The sequence below is a fragment of the Streptosporangium sp. OZ121 genome (genome assembly GCF_051918885.1).
Lineage (GTDB): Bacteria > Actinomycetota > Actinomycetes > Streptosporangiales > Streptosporangiaceae > Streptosporangium.
In genome coordinates, this window is record NZ_JBPXMC010000003.1 from 315,166 (window position 1) to 335,230 (window position 20,065).

Here is a 20,065-nt window from a genome sequence, read left to right on the forward strand (position 1 = left end):
GCGGCCACGCCATGTAGATTCAATCTAAGTAAGATTTGATATTACTAAGGTGGGATCGATGGAGTTCGCCGGGAGGGCTCTTGACCTCGACCAGTTGGACGCACAGCTGCGGCTCGTGCTGGAGGGGAAGGGGGGAACGCGAGGCCGGGCGGTGATCGTCACCGGTCGCAGGCGGGTGGGCAAGTCACGCCTGGTGCAGGAGTTCTGTAACCGTTCCGGCCTGCCGCACATCGTCTTCCAGGCGACGAGAGGGCGCAGTCCCGTCGCGGAGCGCGGCGACTTCGCCGAGGCCATCGCCTCTTCCGGACTCGCGGGTGGCGAGCTTGTCCAGGGGGCCGTGCCGCAGGACTGGAACCACGCGCTGCGGGCGCTGATGCTGGCCTCGGCCGACGAGACCCCGTGCGTCGTCGTTCTCGACGAGGTCCCATGGTTGATCGAGCAGGACGGGGAGTTCGAAGGAGCGCTGCAGACGATCTGGGACAGGTATCTGTCCACCCGGCCGATCCTATTGATCCTGGTCGGAAGCGACCTGTCGGTGATGGAGTCCCTGCAGGAGTACGGCCGTCCGTTCTTCGGCCGGGCCGCTCATATGACCTTGAAGCCACTCGGCCTCCACGACGTCGCCGGCATGACGGGGCTGCCCGCCGCCGACGCCGTGGACGCGTTGCTCATCACCGGAGGATTTCCCGAAGTGGTCCGGTCGTGGGAGCGAGGTGTGGCCAGGATCGATTTTCTGCGCCACAGTCTCGCCAGCCCGCTGTCCGCCCTTCTCGCCTCCGGGGAGTTGTCCTTGCTCGGAGAGTTTCCGTCGGCGACCCATGCCCGAGCCGTGCTGGAGACCATCGGGGCAGGAGAGCGCACCTTCAGCGCGATCGCCGCCAACGTGGGAGGAGCGACGCCGTTGCCGTCCGGCACCCTGGCGCCGATCCTCACGAACTTGGTCGCCAAACGCGTGGTAGCGGCCGACCTTCCACTCTCCGATCGGCCTGACACCAAGAACAAGCGGTACCGGGTGGCTGACCACTATCTCCGGTTCTGGCTCGCGTTCCTGCAGCGGGCCATTGCCGACAGCGAGCGAGGCCGACCGGATCTGGCGTTGCGGCGAATCGAGCGTTCGTGGACGACCTGGCGAGGCCGCGCGGTGGAGCCGCTCGTACGCGACTGCCTGGCCAGGATGCTTCCAAACGGCGAATGGCCGGATACCGAGGTCGTGGGCGGGTGGTGGAACAGGCAGAACAATCCCGAGATCGACCTCGTGGGCGCAGACCGGGAGCCTGTCGCGAGCCGGGTCCACTTCATCGGATCGATCAAGTGGCTTGACGCGCGGCCCTTCGACCGTCACGACTACGACGCTCTGGTTCGGGGCTCTGCCGCCATTCCCGGTGTGACCGTCGACACGCCGAAGGTGGCGGTGTCCAGAGCAGGGTTCGAACCAGGACTTCCGCTGGCCGCGGCCTGGACGCCGGAGGATCTACTGGTGGCGTGGCGGCGCTGAGAGAACTGTCCGGCATCCGCGCGGGTCAGGCGGTGGCGTGGGTGGGGCGCTCCTGCCGCAGCCGGAGGCCGCCGACGCGTCCCTCGCGCTCGCGGAGGATGGTGCGGAGCACCCGCAGGCCGTCGCGGACGGCGTGCAGGTTGCTGGCGCCGTGGATGCGGCTGCGCTCGTGGCTGGGGACCTCGCGGATGACGAGACCGGCCTGGGCGGCGCGGATGTTCATGAGGGTCTCGATCTCGAAGCCGTCGCAGTCGAGGTCGAGCGCGTCGAGGTGGCGGGCCCAGAAGGCGTTGTAGCCGTAGCACAGGTCGGTGTAGCGGGTGCCGTACAGCCGGTTGGTCATCTTGGTCAGCACCGTGTTGCCGAGCGAGCGGATCGGGCTGATGTCGTCCGAGCCCCCGCCGGGGGCGCAACGGGAGCCCTTGGCGAAGTCGGCGCCCTCGACCAGCGCGGTCACGAAGGCGTGGATCTCCCGGCCGTCGGTGGACCCGTCGGCGTCGATCATGACGATGATGTCACCGGTCGCCGCGGCGAAGCCCTCGGTGAGAGCGTTGCCCTTTCCCTTGCGGGTCTGGCTGACGACGCGCAGTCCCGGACGGAGGGCCTTGGCCACGGCCACCGTGTCGTCGGTGGAGTTGCCGTCGACCAGGATCACCTCGTCGATCCAGGACGGCAGGGTCGCGAAGACATGGGGGAGGTTCTCGGCCTCGTTCATGGCGGGGACGACCACGCTGACACTGAAGGCGAAGGGGGCGCTGTTCATGGTCCCAAGGTGTACCGAACCACCTGCAGAACGCTTGAAAGCCTCTTGCAACCCCGTACGTGACGGAGGATCGTGCCTGTTGACCTCCCCTTGGGGGCGGCGGGAAGGTCTCTTCGCCAACCGTTCCCGAAGGGGAGGCGCGACCCGATGTGGATCGCAGGGGCTCGTCAGAAGGGGAGCGTACGACCCGAGGGGCTGCGCAGATCGAGCGGCACCGGTTCACGGGGCGGACGCGGACGTTGCACGACCAGGATCCTTTTCACGGTGCCGCTCCATTCTGGGCTTGATCACCGGGTGTTACCCATGCCAGGCCCAAGAATCACCTATCTCCGTATCACATGAAGAACACTGGCCACACGCTCCGCGGCCGTCGCGACGTCCTCCGCGTGGCCGATGCGCCCCGCCCAGGACAGCCAGAACCACCACTCGCCGTCCTCCTCGTGGGCGGCGAGCACGTCCTCGGTCCTGGCGGGGGCCATGGGGTTGATCACATGAAGCCGTGGATAAAGCCCTGCGGCCGACCTCAGCCGCACCTGGAAGGCGTGTGCCTCCAACTGGGCGGCCAACCGACGCAGGTGGTCGATGCCCTGGCCGTGCTCTGCCATCATCCGGATCACTCCTGGCGGACACTCGTGACTTGCTTCTTTGCAGAGTGCGGTTTTGCGGCACTTGAGGCAATCGGTCCTTCCGCAACCCCCCTCGGGAACAGTGGAATAGACCGGAAAGTCGCTGATGTTCCGTGGAGAAACCGCGAATAAAAGGAGCGTCGCGCACAGCTGCGTTTACGCTGAGGTGCGTGTTTGTTAATGTTGTGTAAACAGCGACCGGGAGGGGTGCCGTGGCCCGAGGTGAGCATTCCCCCGCGTGCGCGCGACGGTGGCGGGAGCAGGCGGCGTCCAGGCAGTGGACCCACTGGCAGACCGCGCAGGCCATCCACGGCTGCTGCGGAGCGAGCCTGCTCAAGGCACACCGCCTGGCCAGGGGATGGTCGGCCAGGCAGTCCGTGCAGGAACTGGAGGAGCTCTGTGAGCGCCAGGACCTGGGCGAGGCGCGGGCCAGCATCGACCTGCTCAACGCCTGGGAGAACAACCGGGCACGGCCGCGCCCGCAGACCATCGATCTACTGGCTCGACTGTACCGCGCGAACGCCGTAAGACTGGGCCTGGCCGGAGATTACTGCGAGGACGGCGGGGGCACCAAGGTCGTGGTCGTCTCCGGCGGTGAGGCTCGCGCGCCGTACCAGACCGAGGAACGGGAACGGTCCGAGGACGACATCGAGCGGCGGGCGCTGTTCCACCACGCCCTGCTCGGTTCGAAGTCCGTGATGACCGGCCGGCTGCTGGCCGAGGTCGAGCGGACCCGCCAGGACCTGGACCGTACGCTCGCCCTGGCCACCGTCTCCGAGGAGCAGCTCGACCGGCTGGACGAGCAGGTGCTGCGCTACCGGCGCGAGTACATCAGCAGCGCGCCGCTGCCGATGCTCTACCGGCTCATGCTGGAGCTGTCGGACGTCCGGACGCTCTCGCTGGCCCGCCAGCCCGCGATGGCCCAGCGCCGCCTGCTCAACGCCACCGTCATGCTGGCGCTGCTGTCGGCCGACGCGCTGATGAAGCTCGGCGACACCCGCCAGGCCCACGCCTGGTACGGCACCGCGCGCAACGCCTCCGACGACATGGGCGACGTGCGGCTGCGCGCCCTCGTCCGGGCGCAGCAGGCGATGCTCCCCTACTACTACGGCGACCTGGCCGAGACCGTGAGGCTGGCCCGCGAGGCCAGGATGCTCGCCGGCAGCGCGCCCAGTTCCCCGGCGGCGCTCGGCGCGGCGGCGGAGGCGCGGGCCCTGGCCCGGATGGGTGAGCACAAGGCCGCCAGGATCGCGCTCGCCGAGGCGGAGCGGATCTTCGCCAGGATGCCCCCCGAGGGCCACGACCACCTGGCGTTCCGCTTCTCCGAGCGGCGGCTGCAGTTCTACCGGATCGGCACCCTGATCGAGCTGGGCGAGGACGTCGACTGGAACCCTGGGCCCGCCGGGCCCTCGATGCCGTACGCCATCGACCCTGTCCTCCTCCTGCTCGACCAGGCCGCGCACCTGGTCCGCGACGGCAAGATCGACGACGCCTGCCACCTGGCGGAGAAGGCGCTGCTCCAGGTCCCGCCGGAACACCGCACCTCCATCGTGCTCAACCGCGCGCGGGCGCTGCTGTCGGAGGTGCCGCAGACCAGGCACAGGGCGGCGGCGGTGCGACGCCTGAACGACCTGGTCACCGGCGCGGCACCGGTCGGCTGATGAACGCGCTCGCCGAAGAGGCGTTCACCGTCCTGCGGGAGGTCTGCGAGGACCTCGGCATCGACCACAGGGACGCGGAGTTGCTGCGGGTGCGCAGCAACGCCGTCTTCAAGCTGCGCAGCGAGATCGTGGTCAGGATCGCCACCGCTCCCAACGCGCTGACCCGGCTGCCGCTGGTCCTCGCGGTGGCACGCTGGCTCGCCGAGCAGGGGTTTCCCGCGGTGCGCCCGGCCGACGAGATCTCCGAGCAGCCCGTGGTGCACGAGGGCAGGGTCGTCACCTTCTGGCACTACGTTCCGGCCAGCGGCCGCCCCACCACCACGGAGCTGGGCGAGATCCTGCGCAGCCTGCACCTGCTGCCGGTCCCGCCGGTGGCGTTGCGGCGTTTCGTCGACCCGCTGTGCGAGGTGCGCCGCGCCGTGGACCGGTCCGAGGAGCTCACCTCCTGCCAGCGGGCCTGGCTGCGCGACCGCATCGCGGAGCTGACGGAGCGCTGGTCGGACCTCGGCGTGGACGACGAGCCGGTGCTGCTGCACGGCGACGCGTGGATCGACAACCTGCTGCGCTGCACGGACGGCCACGTGGTGCTCTGCGACTGGGACGGTGTCGCGGTCGGCCCCCGCGAGTGGGACCTGGTCCACACCTACCACGGCCAGCGGCGCTTCGGCCTGACCGCCGCCGACGTGGACGCCTTCGCCGACGCGTACGGCAGCGACCTGCGTTCCTGGCCGGGATACTCCACTCTCATGGAGGTCAGGGACATCTACGCGGTGGGCATCCACATCCGCAACGCCGCCGCCGACCCGTTCTCCCGGCGCGAGCTTCCCCGCAGGCTGGATTCCCTCACCCGAGGTGAGCAACATGCCCGCTGGTACATGGCCGAACCCGTTACTGTCTCCCAGTAAAGATCTTAAAACGGGGGCATGGTATGCCAAAGGTCACTCTGCGTAACACCTTCCACGTTCGCAACACCCCGGAGGTGCTCCACGCCCATCTGAGCCAGCCGCAGAGCTACGTGGGGCTCTCGCCGATGGTGGTCGCCGTCAAGGACGTCGAGCGGGGCGAGGCCGAGACCCGCTACACCTCGGTGGAGCGGTTCAGGTTCTTCGGCCTCGTCAAGTACGACAACATGATCAAGGTGACGTTGCGGAGCACGCCGCGGACCGTCGAGGGTGAGGTCGACAGTCCCGGCGGGGTGCGTCTGGACTACCGGTTCACCCTCAACGAGAAGGACGGGGGCACCGAGGTCGAGGACATCCTCGTGGTGCACGCCTGGGCCAGGCCGCTGCTGGGCTACGCCGCGAGGAAGGCCCGCGAGGTGCAGCTCGCCCGCGCCGGGGTCCTCGCCTCCCGCCTGGGTTCCGCTCCCTAGACTCCGTCCCCCGGATGTCCCCCGGATGTCCCCCGGATGTCCCCCGGGTCGCGCCCCCGGGCTCCTTCCCTGGACGCCGCCTCGGGTCCCGCCTCCCGGGTTCCGTCACGGCCGGCGCGGCGGGATCCGCGGGCCAGGACCTAGGCTGGGGCGCGTGAGGGCGCCCACGGTCACCGGGAAGGTCATGGCCATCCTCGGCGCGTTCCTGCCGGGAGACGTGCGGCTGACGCTCACCGAGATCTGCCGCCGGGCCGAGCTGCCGCCCGCCACCGGCCACCGGCTGGTCAGGGAGCTGGTGGAGGGCGGGTTCATGGAGCGGCTCCCCGACGGCTCCTACCGGGTCGGGATGCTGCTGTGGCAGATCGGCGCCCAGGCCGCGGAGCCGAGGGAGCTGCGCGAGCTCGCCCTGCCGTACATGGAGGACCTCTACGCCGCCACCCGCGAGAACGTGCAGCTCGCGGTGCTCCGCGACGACCGGGCGCTGTACCTCGAGCGACTGCGCGGGCCCACCTCCGTGCCGGTCGTCTCGCGCGTGGCGGGGGAGTTGCCGCTGCACGCGACCGGGGTCGGCAAGGTCCTGCTGGCCTTCGCGGATCCGGAGACGGTGGAACGGGTGCTCGCCAGGGAGCTCACCCCGCACGCGCCGAACACGGTGGTGGACCCGGCGCGGCTGCGTACCGAGCTGGAGGAGGTCCGCAGGACCGGGATCGCCCGCACGCAGGAGGAGATGTCGGTGGGCACCTGCTCGGTCGCGGCGCCGGTACGGGGGGCGGGCGGCCGGGTGGTGGCGGCGCTGTCGCTGGTGACCTGGCGGCACACCGCCGATCCGCGACGGCTGGCGTCGGCAGTGCTTTCCGCCGCCGCCGCCCTCTCCCGCGACCTCGCCGCCGCTCCCCGCTGAGCGTTCGCGGCCGCCTCGCGGCCGTCTCCCGCCGACGGTGTTTCCCGCCACCGGCCTCCGGCTCCCGTACCTCCCGCTCCCGCCGGACGTTCACGGTCACCGCCGCTCCCGCGGGGTGGGGTTTTCCGCTGAGCGGAAGGGTGCGGTATGCGAGGGCGGACGGTACGGAATGCTCGGTGCATGCGAACTCAGGTCGGGATCGTCGGCGCGGGACCCGCCGGGCTGCTCCTCTCCCATCTGCTCCACCTGCGGGGCATCGACTCGGTGGTCCTGGAGGCGCGGAGCAGGGAGTACGTCGAGCAGCGCGTGCGGGCCGGGGTGCTGGAGCAGGGCACGGTGGACGTGCTCAACGAGGCGGGCGTCGGCGACCGGATGCGCGCGGAGGGGCTTCCGCACCACGGCATCGAGCTGCGCTACGGCGGGGCCGGGCACCGCATCGCCTTCGAGAAGCTGGTCCCCGGGCGGGCCATCACCGTCTACGGCCAGCAGGAGGTCGTCAAGGACCTCATCGCCCGGCGGCTGGCCGACGGAGGAAAGATCCTCTTCGACGTCCCCGACGTCGCGCTGCACTCGCTGGAGCAGGACCCCTACCTCACCTTCCAGGGCGAGCGCCTCGACTGCGACGTGATCGCCGGATGCGACGGCTTCCACGGCGTCTCGCGGCCGTCGATTCCCGAGGGCGTCCTGTCGGTCTTCCAGCGCGACTACCCGTTCGCCTGGCTCGGCATCCTCGCGCGGGTCCCGCCGTCGTCCGAGGAGCTGATCTACTCCCACAGCGACCGGGGCTTCGCGCTGCACAGCATGCGCTCCCCGGAGATCAGCCGCTTCTACCTCCAGGTCCCCCCGGACGCCTCGCTCGACGACTGGCCGGACGAGAGGATCTGGGCCGAGCTGCGGGCCCGCCTGGAGACGGTCCCGGGGTTCGCGCTGGCCGAGGGGCCGATCATCTCCAAGGACCTGTCGGCGATGCGCTCGTTCGTCGCCGAGCCCATGCGTCACGGCAACCTCTACCTCGCCGGGGACGCCGCCCACATCGTGCCGCCCACCGGCGCCAAGGGGCTCAACCTGGCCGTCGCGGACGTCCGGCTGCTGACCGCGGCCCTGGCGGAGTTCTACGCGACGGGCTCCACCGGACTGCTGGACACGTACTCCGACGGCTGTCTCAAACGCGTCTGGCGTGCCCAGCACTTCTCCTGGTGGATGACGATGCTGCTGCACACCTTCGACGCCGACGACCCCTACGGGCGGCGCCTGCAGACCTCCCACCTCGACTACGTCACCTCCTCCGAGGCCGCGGCGACCACGCTCGCGGAGAACTACGTCGGCCTGCCCTTCGACTCCGGAACCCTCCCGTGACTCCCGCCGGCCCACACCCGCGCCGGCTTGTTCCCCGCGCCGACTCATCCCCGCACTGACTCGTCTCCGCCCGCCACGTCACCGTGCTGCGAGTGCTCCGGACGGCCCGCCCCCGAGGGCGGAACCCTGAGGGGGAAGGCCCTACCTTTGCGGGCTTTAGCGCAGTTCAGAGGCGTATAACGGGGAATATCCCCGATGGGTGGGCACTACCTCGTCCCGGGGACCATCCGGGACCGTTCAGGGGCGGCCGGGGGCTGTCTCCGATACTCCGTGATCTTGCTCGTCGCCATCGTTGAGGCATGGGAAGCCAGGCGTTCACGCGGCACACGATGATCCTCGGCGGCTACGCGGCGATCGGCGCGGGAGCCGTCACGATGCTGGGACTGCACGTGGTCACCGGTCTCGATCCGGTGCACACCGTGATCAGCGAGTACGCGTTCGAGGCGGACGGCTGGCTGCTGCCCCTGTCGCTCACGCTCTTCTCCGTCGCGGCGACCATCATCGGGGCCATGCTGGCCCGTCGCGGCGAGGATCGCGCGGTGGCCCTGCTGGTCGGGACCTGGGGTCTGTGCATGCTGCTGATCGGCGCCTTCCCGACCGACGAGCCCGGCGTGCCGCTGTCGATGTCCGGTGGCATCCACAGGTACGCGGCGTTCGTGGCCTTCCTCACGATGCCGGTCGCCGGGCTGCTCCTGGCCAGGCGGTACGCGACCAGCCCGTACGCCCGCCCGGTCCGGCTGCTCAGCCTGGCCGCCCTGGGCGTGCTGGTCCTGGTGGTCCTCCCGTACGTGGTGCGGATGCTCGGCGTGGACCTGACCAACGACGACATCCCCGCCGGGGTGATCCAGCGGCTGGTGGTGGGGTTCGAGGTGGCGGTGCTGGCCATGCTGGGGCTGGTGGCCGGTGCCAGGCACGGCCGCGTCCACCGCCCGCTCCCGGCGACCGCCCGCGCCTGACCGTTCCCGGCCGAAGGTTCCCGCGCGGTCCGCTCGGACTGGCCGTTCCCGGTCGAACGTTTCCGCGCGGCCCGCTCCGCGCGGCAGGTTGACGGTCCCGGTGCCCCGGCCTACCTTCTCAGGAAGCGACCGCTCGGTACGCAACCGTCGGCCGGTCGGATCACCCCCCGGAGGACGCGCATGCCGGTCGTGAACACCGTCAGAGGTCCCGTCGACGTCGCCGACCTGGGCCAGACCCTCATGCACGAGCACGTCTTCGTCCTCTCTCCCGAGCACGTCGACAACTACGGCAGGGGCACGTGGTGGGACGAGGAGCACCGGGTGGCCGACGCCGTCACCAAGCTCAGGGCGGTGGCGGCCAAAGGCGTGAGGACCGTCGTCGACCCGACCGTGTGGGGACTGGGCCGCTACATCCCGCGCGTGCGGCGGGTGGCCGACCAGGTGCCGGAGCTGAACATCGTCGTCGCCTCCGGGATCTACTCCTTCGACGAGGTCCCGCACCAGTACGAGCACCGGGGCCCCGGCCTGATGATGGACGTGCCCGAGCCGATGGTCGAGGACTTCTCCCGCGACATCGTCGAGGGCATCGCCGACACCGGGGTGAAGGCCGCGTTCCTGAAGTGCGCGATCGAGAGTAAGGGGCTCACCCCCGGCGTCGAGCGGATCTGCCGGGCGGTCGCCCGGACCCACCTGCGGACCGGCGTGCCGATCACAGTGCACACCAACCCCTCCACCGGGAGCGGGCTGGTCGCCCTGGACCTGTTCCTGAAGGAGGGGGTCGACCCGGCCAAGGTCGTGCTCGGGCACTCGGGCGACTCCAACGACCTCGACCACCTGATGCGGCTGGCCGACACCGGCGCGACGCTCGGCATGGACCGCTTCGGGCTGGACGCCTACAACTCCACGGCGTCGCGGGTCGCCACCGTCGTCGCGCTCTGCGAGCGCGGCTACGCCGACCGGATGGTGCTCAGCCACGACAGCGCGTGCTTCATGGACTACTTCGGCGCGGCCTGGGACGACGGCATACCGCTGGCCGCGCCCAACTGGCACTTCGGCCACATCCACGACGACGTGCTCCCGGCCCTGCGGGAGGCCGGGGTGAGCGACGCGCAGGTGGACCAGATGCTGATCGACAACCCTCGCCGCTACTTTTCCTGACTTTTCGTTATTTGTCGTATGGCTGCCCTACGCTCCCGGAAAGTCGATCAACCGAGAAGGTGGGGCATGGCCGCGCGGAGCACTTACCTGGAACTGTCCGAGGACGGCGGGAGCTCGCACAAGTTCTACGAGGTCGTGGTCGACGGAGCCGAGGTGACGATCAGGTACGGCCGCATCGGCGAGTCGGGCCAGTCCAAGGCGTCGGCGTTCGCCAGCGCGGCGAAGGCCGAGGCGGCCGCCGCGAAGAAGATCAACGAGAAGGTCCGCCGGGGTTACGCCCCCGCCGTCCAGGGGGTGCGCCAGCGCCGCGCGGTCACCCGGCGCAGCGTGGAGAGCACCCGCTCCACCGCCACCCAGGCGCCGGTGCTGTGGCGCTTCGCCAGTGGCGCGGCGGCGTTCGGCATCTTCGTCGACTCCGAGCGCTGCTGGGTCGGCAACCAGCGCGGCGACGTCTACACCGTCACCCACGGCGGTACCGTCACCGGCCGCTTCAAGCTGCCCGACGGGGTCAAGTGCATCGTCGGCGACGACTTCTGGATCTACGCGGGCGCCGACGACGGCAAGGTCTACGACCTCGGCGGCAAGGTCCCCAGGGTCGCGTACGAGATCGCCGAGGACGTCGACATCTACTGGCTGGACATCCACGAAGGCGTGCTGGGCGTCTCCGACCGCGCGGGGCGGATCACCACCATCGACCACGAGGACGAGTTCCAGTGGGCGCGCAAGGGCAGGGGCGACTCGGCCTGGATGGTCCGCTGCGACGACGAGGCCGTCTACCACGGGCACTCCACCGGGGTGGCCCGCTACGACGCGGCCGACGGCACGCCGGTCTGGGAGACGCCCCTCACCGGCGCGGTGCTGTTCGGCTGGCAGGAGGCCGACTCGGTCTACGCCGGAACCTCGCGCTCGGCCGTGCACCGCCTGCGCAAGTCGGACGGCGCCTCCCAGGCGGTCTACCGCTGCGACGCCACGGTCTTCTCCTGCGCCACCGCCCCCGGCGGCCGGTACGTCTTCGCCGGTGACAACCACTCCTCGATCTACTGCTTCGACCACAGCGGCGAGCGCCTGTGGAAACTGGCGACCGGCTGCGGCTCCGCCTTCTCCATGCAGTATCTCGACGACCGCCTCTACATCGTGACCACCGACGGCACCCTGGCCTGCATCGACGCCACCGAGGAGGCGATCAGGGCGGCGCAGGACGGCACCGTCCCCGAGGCCGTGGACGTCAAGGCGTCCGCCGGGCTGGCGGTGGTGGAACCCACCACCGCGCTGGAGACCGTGGTGTTCGACACCGTCCCCGACACCGGCGACGGCGTGGTGGTGGAGTGCTTCCGCGAGGGCGAGCGGCTCCGGGTACGGGTGGTCAGCGAGGGCTACGACGTGCGGCGCAACGTGCAGTTCCCCAAGGGCGTGCGCGAGGCCGGGGCCCGCTATCTCGTCGAGGGTGTCCGCTTCTCCGAGCGTGGCGGTTTCTACCGGGCGTACGGCGACATCAGGCGCCTGCTCTGACCTTTCCGCCGGACGGTCGGCGGCAAAACTAACGAAATTTTGTCAGATACTGCCCCTTTCTGACCTCTCTCCCGGGTGGATGTCCTAGCGTCCGATACATGGTGCACGACTTCCGCGGTGCGGCCCCGGCGAGGACGGGGAAGATATCCCCAGGTGAAGGCTCGGCGCGCGAGGGATCCGCGCGGGAGGGTGCGGCGCGCGGCGGGGAGAGCGCGGTCGCCGTCGTCGTGGAACTGAACGTTTTCCCGCTCAAAAGCGCGGGCGGCACCCCACTGGCCGGCGCCGAGCTGACACCGACGGGGCTGCGGCACGACCGCGAGTTCATGTTGGTCCGGCCGGACCTGCGGCACCTGTCGCAGCGGGAGCTGCCCCGGCTGGCGACGCTGCGGCCCGCGTACGACGGCACGGAGCTCGTCGTGGGCGCGCCCGGGGCGGTGACGCCCCTGGTCCACGAGCCGGTGGACGGGCCGGTGCTGGAGGTGACCGTGCACGGGAAGCCCTGCCAGGGCGTGGACCAGGGAGAGATGGCCGCCGCGTGGTTCTCCGACCTCCTCGGAGCGCCCTGCCGCCTGGTCCGCTTCGCCGGTACCCGGCCCACCTCGCGGGGCGGCGGCACGCTGGCGTTCGCCGACGCCCACCCGCTCTCCGTACTGTCCCGCGAGTCCCTCGACGACCTGAACCGGCGCGTGGACGGCCCGCTGCCGATGGACCGGTTCCGGCCCAACATCGTGCTGGAGGGCCTCGGCCCCTACGGCGAGGACGCGTTGACCACGCTGCGCGTCGGCGCCGCCGAGATCGAGCTCGTCAAGCCCTGCGCGCGCTGCGTCATCATCAACGTCGACCAGGACTCCGCGCGCAAGAACGGCGAGCCTCTGCGGGTGCTGGCCGGCTACCGGACCCGGGTCTTCGAGGGCGGTCGCGGCGTCATGTTCGGCAGGCTCGGCATCCCGCGCGCCCTCGGCACGATCGCGGTCGGTGACACGGTCACCGCGTCGTGAGCGACGGCGAACGGGAGAAGCCCGTCGCGGGCCGGAACCGAGGGTGAGGGTTCCGGCCCGCGACGGGCCGGGTCAGGCCGGGTAAGGCCAGGTCAGGTCAGATCAGGCGGGGTCGGTCAGGTGGGGGCGTTCCACTTCTGGTTGGCGGTGCCGGTGCAGGTCCAGATCTGCAGGCGGGTGCCGTTGGCGCTGGACTGGCCGGTGGCGTCCAGGCACTTGTTGGCGGCCGGGTTCACGAGATCGCGGGTCGCGGCGTTGTAGGTCCACCGCTGGGCGGTGGTGCCGTTGCAGTCGTACAGCTGGATCTGCGCTCCGTTGGCGGTGGAGGCGGCGGTGACGTCCAGGCACTTACCGAGGGCGCGCACGGTGCCGTCGGTGCCCAGGGTCCACTGCTGGGCGCCGGTGCCGTTGCAGTCGTACAGCTGGATGGGGGTGCCGTTGGCGGTGGAGGCGGCGGCGACGTCGACGCACTTGCCGCCGATACCGGTGATCTGTCCCGTACGGCCACCGCCGCTGGGCGGGGCGTAGACGCGGACGTAGTCGACGGTGAGCTGCTGGGGGAAGGTGGTGGAGGCGTCGGGCGAGCCGGGCCAGTTACCACCGACGGCGAGGTTGAGGATCATGAAGAACGGGTGGTCGTAGACCCAGGGGTTGCCCCGCGTGTCGGCGGGGGTCTTCCTGGAGTACTGGACGCCGTCGACGTACCAGGTCACCGCGCCGGGTTCCCAGTCGACGGTGAAGGTGTGGAAGGCGTCGGCGAAGGCCTGGCCCGCGGGGAGGTTGTAGCTGCCGCTCAGCGGGTTGGCCCCGAAGTAGCCGGGGCCGTGCAGGCTGCCGAGCACCTGCCCGGGGACGCTGCCGACGTTCTCCATGATGTCGATCTCGCCGTTGGCGGGCCACTGGGCCCCTCCGGTGCCCAGCATCCAGAACGCGGGCCACATGCCCTTGCCCCGGGGGAGCTTCATCCGCGCCTCGAAGCGGCCGTAGGCGCGGGTGAAGGTCGCGGCGGTGGTCAGCTTGCCGGAGGTGTACTCGCACGAGCCGTACCAGCAGCCGAGTCCCGCGGGGTTGCCCTTGCGCGCGGTGATGACCAGGTTGCCCGCGCCGTCGTGGGCGATGTTCCCGTTGCCGTCCGTGTAGTACTGCCGCTCGTTGTTCCCCCAGCCGCCGCCGCCGACGTCCCGGCGCCACTTGGTGGTGTCGGGGCCGGTGCCGGAGGCGGCGTTGAACTCGTCCGACCACACGAGGGGGCCGGGGGCGGGCGCCGCCAGGGCCCGCTGGGCGGCGGGCTGGGCGGCGGTGCTCCGCGCGGCGGTGGCCTGGGCGCCCGCCGGGGAGGGGACGAGCGTGGCGGAGCCGAGGGCGAGGAGCGTCGCGGCCAGGAGGCCGCCGAGCCGCGCGCGCCGCGTCCGCGAGCGGCCCTGTGAGCGGCCCTGTGAGTGGCTCCGCGAGGGGCGGGGGCCGGGAAGGGGCACCGGGCTGGTGGAGATCATCGGCTGTTCCTTTCGATCCGGTGTCCGCTGGAAGCTGGAAGGACTGGAAGGGGGCGTCACGGGCTAGAAGCCGGCCGTGATGCGGGTGAACTCCCAGTTGGGCTGGGAGATGCCGCTGCACTCGGAGCCCGCGTCGCCGCCGGGGCAGGGGCGGTCGCGGTTGACCGCCCAGTAGGCCAGGCGGGTCAGGCCCTTGGACCTGGCCCAGTCGCGGATCTGGGTCCAGGCCGCCACGGTCGTCAGCTCGCCCTGGTCGGAGAGGCCGTTCATGCCGGAGATGCCCATCCGGGCGTACGTCTGCGCGTCGGTCCAGCCGTTGGCGGCCTTGAGCGCGTTCTTCAGGCCCTCGGCGGAGCTGACGGTGGCGTTGTAGATGTTCGAGGCGCCGAAGTTGAACGGCATGATCGTGTAGTTGTCGATCGGGACGTTGAGCGCCCTGGCCTGGTTGATCAGGCGGACACCGGTCGAGCTCGGGCCGTTGATCCCGGTACCGAAGGTGACGGCGATCTTGACGTTCGGGTTGTTCTGCTTGACGATCTTCAGGCCGTTGAGGATGCGGTCCTGGACGGTGTAGTTCTCGAACTCGTCGTTGTTCTCGATGTCGAAGTCGACGACCGCCGGGCCGACGGCGTTGATGACCTGCTGCACCGCGCCGGCGTAGGCGGCCGGGGTGGAGCAGTTCGGGCCGAGCTTGTTGCCCGACCAGCCGCCGAAGGAGACCTGCACGCTGCCGCCCGCGGCCTTGATCTGGTTGATCGCGGCCTGGTCGGTGCCGCCGGTCAGCGGCCTGGAGCCGTCCCAGCGCGGGGTGCAGCCGCCGCCGGACAGGATGAACGCCATGGTGAAGGACTTCACGCCGGTGGTGCTCATGATCGTCGCCGGGCTCGGCGGGTTGCCCCAGCCCATGTAGAGGTACGGGGCTCCGGCCATCTTGCCGGCCGGCGGGGGGTCCGTGGGCGGGTTGCCGCCGCCGTCGCTCGGGGCGTTCCACTTCTGGTTGGCGGTGCCGGTGCAGGTCCAGATCTGCAGGCGGGTGCCGTTGGCGCTGGACTGGCCGGTGGCGTCCAGGCACTTGTTGGCGGCCGGGTTCACGAGATCCCGGGCCGCGCTGTAGGTCCACTGCTGGGCGGCGGTGCCGTTGCAGTCGTACAGCTGGATCTGCGCTCCGTTGGCGGTGGAGGCGGCGGTGACGTCCAGGCACTTGCCCAGGGCGCGCACGGTGCCGTCGCCGTTGCGGGTCCACTGCTGTGCCGCGCTGCCGTTGCAGTCGTACAGCTGGATGGGGGTGCCGTTGGCCGTGTTGGCCGCGGCGACGTCGACGCACTTGCCGCCGATGCCGGTGATCTGCCCGGTGGCGGCGGCGGCCGGCGTCGCGGTCGTCACGCCGGCGAGGGCGAGGACGACGACGGTGAACATCCCGCCGAGGGTGGTGGGAAGCGACATGCGACGGCGTCGGCGAGGCGACTGTCCGGTGTCCATGCGCGGATTTCCTTCCGTCTTGGGGAGTGACGTACGGGTGACGCCCCGCCCCGGTGGGGACGCGACGCGTGCGTGACGTCACGACCCGTATCAGGGGGTGACATGCGGGTGGTGCCGGACGCGGCGAGCGTGCTTTCCGCGAGCGGCCGCACGGTGGCCCGGGGGCGGGCCCGCCCTGCGGCGGCACGCGCTCGCTCGGCGCGTCCTGGGCCCTGCCGCGACGGATACGGCAGGGAGAACGGGAGCCTTCACGGGCGGGGGCGGCCAGTGCGCCCCACACTCGTGACGGGGTGTGGTCAGGGCGACGGGGCGAGCGCGATCACCACGCCCGCCGCCGTCCGGCGTCAGGGGAAGCGAGTCATGGGGGGTCCCTTCACGGCAAGGTCTCGCTTGCCCGGGACCTTAGGCCAGCCTTCATTCTCAAGTCAATACAAGGAGTAAAAAAAGCGTCACGGCTTCGGGTCCCGGATTGTGCGGAGCGCTGTGAACTGGCGGTAAAAAGGAAAGTTTATTTACGGTGGAACCCCTGAAAGGAACGTTCCACGAGGCCTTGCTGTCAGGAGCTCCTGTCAGAGAATTCCGGGACGGCGATCGGAGAGGCGCGTGCGGCACCGGATCACAGGGCCCGGCGCCGTGCCGGCCTCGGCGCCCGGTGACCCGGTGCCGCGTGCGGGGCTCCGCGCCCGTGGCGGGACGGCGTCCCGACCATCCGCGGCGTGACGTTATTCAGTGTTCTTTCCGACTTTTCGTATGGTGTGATGTCCGGTACGTGGCGAGCCCTCGCGCGCGCCGCCCGCCGATCGACAGTGGGGTTTCACTCATGCTTCGTGGAGACAGGGTCCTGCTCAGGGCCATCACCAAGGAGGACCTGGTCCCGCTCCACCGGTTGAACGACGACGTGGAGACGGCGGCCGGGGCGACCACGGCGCCCTGGGTTCCCGAGACGATCGACCAGGTCATCGCCCACTACGAGCGGCGCCAGGCCGATCCGGCCAACGTCGGCTTCGCCATCCAGTCCCTCTCCGGGGATCTGCTCGGATCCGGCAGCGTCTGGGGGATCGACACCCTCAACCGCAACGGGCACCTGGGCATCTCGCTGCTTCCCGAGGCGCGCGGCCACGGCTACGCCCCCGACGCGCTGAGGCTTTTGTGCGACTACGCCTTCCGCATCCGCGGACTGCACCGGCTGGGCCTGGAGACGCTGGCCACCAACAGCGCGATGATCGCCGCCGCCGAGAAGACCGGCTTCCGGCGCGAGGGCACGCTCCGCAGGCACGCCTGGGTGGCCGGGTCCTTCCTCGACGAGGCGCTGTTCGGCCTCCTCGCCTCCGAGTTCCACGACCCGCGCACCACGAAGGACCTGTGAGCGATGAAGACCTGGCTTCCGATCGGCCTCGGCGTCCTGCTCGTGCTGGCGGGCGGCCTCTGGGCGCTCCAGGGTCTCGGTTACGTGGGCGGCAGCTCCATGAGCGGTGCGCGGGAGTGGTTCTGGATCGGCCTGGCCACCCTCGTCGTCGGTCTCGTCCTCGCCGTCTCCGCCTTCCGCCGGGGCCGCCGCCCCCGGTGAGCGTGGCCGGTGCCACCGGCCGCCGTTCCCGCGCCGGCGACACGGCGCCGGGTACCGGTCGGCGGCGGGGGCTCCACGCGCCTGGCATTCGTACGGTGACCCGGTCCAGGTGAACCCGGCCGGACGGGAGGGCTCGGGGGTCACCGGCAGGGCCACCGCCGCGCGAAGGCGGTGGCCCTGCCGGTCCCGATGCCGCTCGGGTGCCCGCTGTCGTCGCGGCACCCGATCCGCGCACCCGCACGGGGCGGTGTGTCCCGTGCGGGTGCGCGGCTGGGTGCGCGACGGGTGCCTAGCGCTTGCCTCCGGAGCCGTCGAGCCCGGCGCGGCGCAGCGCGTCGGCCATCGCGCCGCTCGGCGCGTTGCGCTGCCGGCCGCCGCCCTCCTGGCGCTGCCGGTCGCCGCGGCCCTGCCCGCCCTGTGCGCCCTGCCCGCCGCGACCCTGCCCGCCGCCCTGCCCGCCACCGCGCCTGCCGCCGCCGTCGCCCTGGCGCTGCCCGCCGCCCTGCTGGTCGCGCGGCCCTCGGGGGCCTGAGGGCTTGACGTCGTCCTCCAGCCGGAGGGTGAGCGAGATGCGCTTGCGCGGGATGTCGACGTCGAGCACCTTCACCCGGACGATGTCGCCGGGCTTGACCACCTCGCGCGGGTCCTTGACGAAGGTGTGCGACAGCGCCGACACGTGGACCAGGCCGTCCTGGTGCACGCCGACGTCGACGAACGCGCCGAAGGCGGCGACGTTGGTGACCACGCCCTCCAGCAGCATGCCGGGCGTGAGGTCGGAGAGCTTCTCCACGCCCTCCTTGAAGGTCGCGGTCTTGAAGGCGGGACGCGGGTCACGGCCCGGCTTCTCCAGCTCGGCGAGGATGTCGGTGACGGTCGGCAGGCCGAAGGTGTCGTCCACGAAATCCTGCGGGCGCAGGGCCCGCAGCGCCGTGTCGTTGCCGATCAGGGACGCGAGGTCGCCGCCGGTGCTCTTCAGGATGCGCCGCACCACCGGGTACGCCTCCGGATGCACGCTGGAGGTGTCGAGCGGGTCGTCGCCGCCGCGGATGCGCAGGAAGCCCGCGCACTGCTCGAAGGCCTTCGGGCCGAGCCTGGGAACCTCCTTCAGCGCCTTGCGGGAGCGGAACGGGCCGTTGGCGTCGCGGTGCTGGACGATGTTCTCCGCGAGCCCGGAGCCGATGCCGGAGACGCGGGTGAGCAGCGGCGCCGAGGCGGTGTTGACGTCGACGCCGACCGCGTTCACGCAGTCCTCCACCACGGCGTCGAGGGAGCGGGAGAGCTTGGTCTCGGCGAGGTCGTGCTGGTACTGGCCGACGCCGATCGACTTGGGATCGATCTTGACCAGCTCGGCCAGCGGGTCCTGGAGCCGCCTGGCGATCGACACGGCGCCGCGCAGCGACACGTCCATGCCGGGCAGCTCCTGCGAGGCGAACGCGGAGGCGGAGTAGACGGAGGCCCCGGCCTCCGACACCACGACCTTGGTCAGCCCGGGAACCAGCTTCACCAGCTCGCCCGCGAGCTTGTCGGTCTCGCGCGAGGCGGTGCCGTTGCCGATCGAGACGAGCTCCACGTCGTGCTTCTTCGCCAGCGCGGCGAGGGTGGCCAGCGACTGGTCCCACTGGCGGCGCGGCTCGTGGGGGTAGATGGTGTCGGTGGCCAGCACCTTGCCGGTCGCGTCGACCACCGCGACCTTCACCCCGGTGCGCAGCCCGGGGTCCAGCCCCATGGTCGCGCGGCTCCCGGCGGGCGCGGCGAGCAGCAGGTCGCGCAGGTTCGCGGCGAACACGCGCACCGCCTCCTCCTCGGCGGCCTGCCACATGCGCATCCGCAGGTCGATGCCGAGGTGGACGAGGACGCGGGTGCGCCAGGCCCAGCGGACCGTGTCGGCCAGCCACGCGTCGGCGGGCCGTCCCTGGTCGGAGATGCCGAAGTGGTGCGCGATGCGGCCCTCGTAGGTGCCGGTGGGCTCCTGCTCGGGCTCCAGGGTGAGGGTGAGGATCTCCTCCTTCTCACCGCGGAACATCGCCAGGATCCGGTGCGAGGGCAGCTTGGTGAACGGCTCGGCGAAGTCGAAGTAGTCGGAGAACTTGGCGCCCTCCTCCTCCTTGCCCTCGCGGACCGCCGCGACGAGGCGGCCCTTCGTCCACATCCGCTCGCGCAGCTCGCCGACCAGGTCGGCATCCTCGCCGAACCGCTCGACCAGGATCGCGCGGGCGCCGTCCAGCGCGGCGGCCGCGTCGGCCACCCCCTCGCCGACGAACGCCTCCGCCGCGGCCCGCGGGTCGACGGACGGGTCCGCCAGCAGGCCGTCGGCGAGCGGTTCGAGCCCCGCCTCCCTGGCGATCTGCGCCTTGGTCCGCCGCTTGGGCTTGTACGGAAGGTAGATGTCCTCCAGGCGGGCCTTGGAGTCGGCCGCCAGGATCTGCGCCCGCAGGGTGTCGTCGAGCTTGCCCTGGCCCTGGATGGACTCCAGGATCGCGGTGCGCCGCTCCTCCAGCTCCCGCAGGTAGCGCAGCCGCTCCTCCAGCGTGCGCAACTGCGTGTCGTCGAGCATCTCGGTGGCTTCCTTGCGGTAGCGGGCGATGAACGGCACGGTGGCCCCGCCGTCGAGCAGGTCCACCGCCGCACTCACCTGTCGCTCGCGCACACCCAGCTCTTCGGCGATCCGCTGATGAATAGACGTGGTCACGATCTCTCTTCCTCTGTGATGGCGGTCTCCAAGCTACCGCCT

General features: G+C 70.9%; 17 protein-coding genes. 12 read left to right on the forward strand and 5 right to left on the reverse strand.

Going from position 1 to position 20,065, the window contains the following annotated elements; translation table 11 throughout:
• Window positions 1–58 precede the first annotated feature (58 nt).
• The gene (locus ACTOQ1_RS09055) at window positions 59–1,495 is read left to right on the forward strand and encodes an ATP-binding protein (RefSeq protein WP_440065805.1); all 1,437 of its coding nucleotides are present in this window, start codon (window positions 59–61) and stop codon (window positions 1,493–1,495) included.
• 25 nt (window positions 1,496–1,520) lie between these two features.
• Here ACTOQ1_RS09055 and ACTOQ1_RS09060 read toward each other — a convergent pair whose 3' ends face one another.
• Entirely contained in the window at window positions 1,521–2,258 is a 738-nt protein-coding gene (locus ACTOQ1_RS09060) for a glycosyltransferase family 2 protein (RefSeq protein ID WP_440065806.1), read from the reverse strand.
• A gap of 323 nt (window positions 2,259–2,581) precedes the next feature.
• Window positions 2,582–2,866, reverse strand: a complete 285-nt coding sequence (locus ACTOQ1_RS09065; protein WP_440065807.1) for a hypothetical protein — start codon at window positions 2,864–2,866, stop codon at window positions 2,582–2,584.
• Window positions 2,867–3,096: 230 nt separating this feature from the next.
• Between ACTOQ1_RS09065 and ACTOQ1_RS09070 the strand changes: the two genes are divergently transcribed.
• The 9 genes from ACTOQ1_RS09070 (at window position 3,097) to ACTOQ1_RS09110 (ending at window position 12,795) form a co-directional block, all read left to right on the forward strand.
• Entirely contained in the window at window positions 3,097–4,545 is a 1,449-nt protein-coding gene (locus ACTOQ1_RS09070; RefSeq protein ID WP_440065808.1) for a helix-turn-helix domain-containing protein, read from the forward strand.
• Window positions 4,545–5,450 carry a phosphotransferase enzyme family protein gene (locus ACTOQ1_RS09075; RefSeq protein ID WP_440065809.1) on the forward strand — a complete coding sequence of 302 codons (906 nt, stop codon included), beginning with the start codon at window positions 4,545–4,547 and terminating at the stop codon, window positions 5,448–5,450. The genes ACTOQ1_RS09070 and ACTOQ1_RS09075 overlap by 1 nt, the downstream gene beginning before the upstream one ends.
• 23 nt (window positions 5,451–5,473) lie before the next feature.
• The gene (locus ACTOQ1_RS09080) at window positions 5,474–5,917 is read left to right on the forward strand and encodes an SRPBCC family protein (protein ID WP_440065810.1); all 444 of its coding nucleotides are present in this window, start codon (window positions 5,474–5,476) and stop codon (window positions 5,915–5,917) included.
• Window positions 5,918–6,071: 154 nt separating this feature from the next.
• Window positions 6,072–6,818, forward strand: coding sequence for an IclR family transcriptional regulator (locus ACTOQ1_RS09085; RefSeq protein ID WP_440065811.1), 747 nt, complete (start codon window positions 6,072–6,074; stop codon window positions 6,816–6,818).
• A 180-nt stretch (window positions 6,819–6,998) separates the two neighbouring features.
• Entirely contained in the window at window positions 6,999–8,174 is a 1,176-nt protein-coding gene (locus tag ACTOQ1_RS09090; protein WP_440065812.1) for a 4-hydroxybenzoate 3-monooxygenase, read from the forward strand.
• A 299-nt stretch (window positions 8,175–8,473) separates the two neighbouring features.
• Window positions 8,474–9,130: a DUF998 domain-containing protein gene (locus ACTOQ1_RS09095; protein WP_440065813.1), complete on the forward strand. Its 657-nt coding sequence runs from the start codon at window positions 8,474–8,476 to the stop codon at window positions 9,128–9,130.
• 180 nt (window positions 9,131–9,310) lie between these two features.
• The gene (locus tag ACTOQ1_RS09100) at window positions 9,311–10,288 is read left to right on the forward strand and encodes a phosphotriesterase family protein (RefSeq protein WP_440065814.1); all 978 of its coding nucleotides are present in this window, start codon (window positions 9,311–9,313) and stop codon (window positions 10,286–10,288) included.
• Between the two features lie 66 nt (window positions 10,289–10,354).
• Window positions 10,355–11,797 carry a WGR domain-containing protein gene (locus ACTOQ1_RS09105; protein WP_440065815.1) on the forward strand — a complete coding sequence of 481 codons (1,443 nt, stop codon included), beginning with the start codon at window positions 10,355–10,357 and terminating at the stop codon, window positions 11,795–11,797.
• Between the two features lie 98 nt (window positions 11,798–11,895).
• Window positions 11,896–12,795: an MOSC domain-containing protein gene (locus ACTOQ1_RS09110; RefSeq protein WP_440065816.1), complete on the forward strand. Its 900-nt coding sequence runs from the start codon at window positions 11,896–11,898 to the stop codon at window positions 12,793–12,795.
• Between the two features lie 116 nt (window positions 12,796–12,911).
• On the opposite strand, the gene ACTOQ1_RS09115 is transcribed toward ACTOQ1_RS09110, so the two are convergent.
• Both ACTOQ1_RS09115 and ACTOQ1_RS09120 read right to left on the reverse strand, forming a co-directional pair.
• Complete coding sequence (locus ACTOQ1_RS09115; protein ID WP_440065817.1) at window positions 12,912–14,288, reverse strand: ricin-type beta-trefoil lectin domain protein; 1,377 nt, start codon at window positions 14,286–14,288, stop codon at window positions 12,912–12,914.
• A gap of 63 nt (window positions 14,289–14,351) precedes the next feature.
• A complete protein-coding gene (locus tag ACTOQ1_RS09120; RefSeq protein ID WP_440065818.1) occupies window positions 14,352–15,767 on the reverse strand; it encodes a ricin-type beta-trefoil lectin domain protein in 1,416 nt (471 codons plus the stop codon).
• Window positions 15,768–16,587: 820 nt separating this feature from the next.
• Here ACTOQ1_RS09120 and ACTOQ1_RS09125 point away from each other — a divergent pair.
• Both ACTOQ1_RS09125 and ACTOQ1_RS09130 read left to right on the forward strand, forming a co-directional pair.
• Window positions 16,588–17,133 carry a GNAT family N-acetyltransferase gene (locus ACTOQ1_RS09125; RefSeq protein ID WP_440065819.1) on the forward strand — a complete coding sequence of 182 codons (546 nt, stop codon included), beginning with the start codon at window positions 16,588–16,590 and terminating at the stop codon, window positions 17,131–17,133.
• 3 nt (window positions 17,134–17,136) lie between these two features.
• Window positions 17,137–17,334 (forward strand): hypothetical protein, encoded by a 198-nt coding sequence (locus ACTOQ1_RS09130; RefSeq protein WP_440065820.1) that lies wholly within the window; start codon window positions 17,137–17,139, stop codon window positions 17,332–17,334.
• A gap of 289 nt (window positions 17,335–17,623) precedes the next feature.
• Here the strand turns inward: ACTOQ1_RS09130 and ACTOQ1_RS09135 are convergent, their stop codons facing one another.
• Window positions 17,624–20,023 (reverse strand): Tex family protein, encoded by a 2,400-nt coding sequence (locus ACTOQ1_RS09135; RefSeq protein WP_440065821.1) that lies wholly within the window; start codon window positions 20,021–20,023, stop codon window positions 17,624–17,626.
• Between the last annotated feature and the right edge of the window lie 42 nt (window positions 20,024–20,065).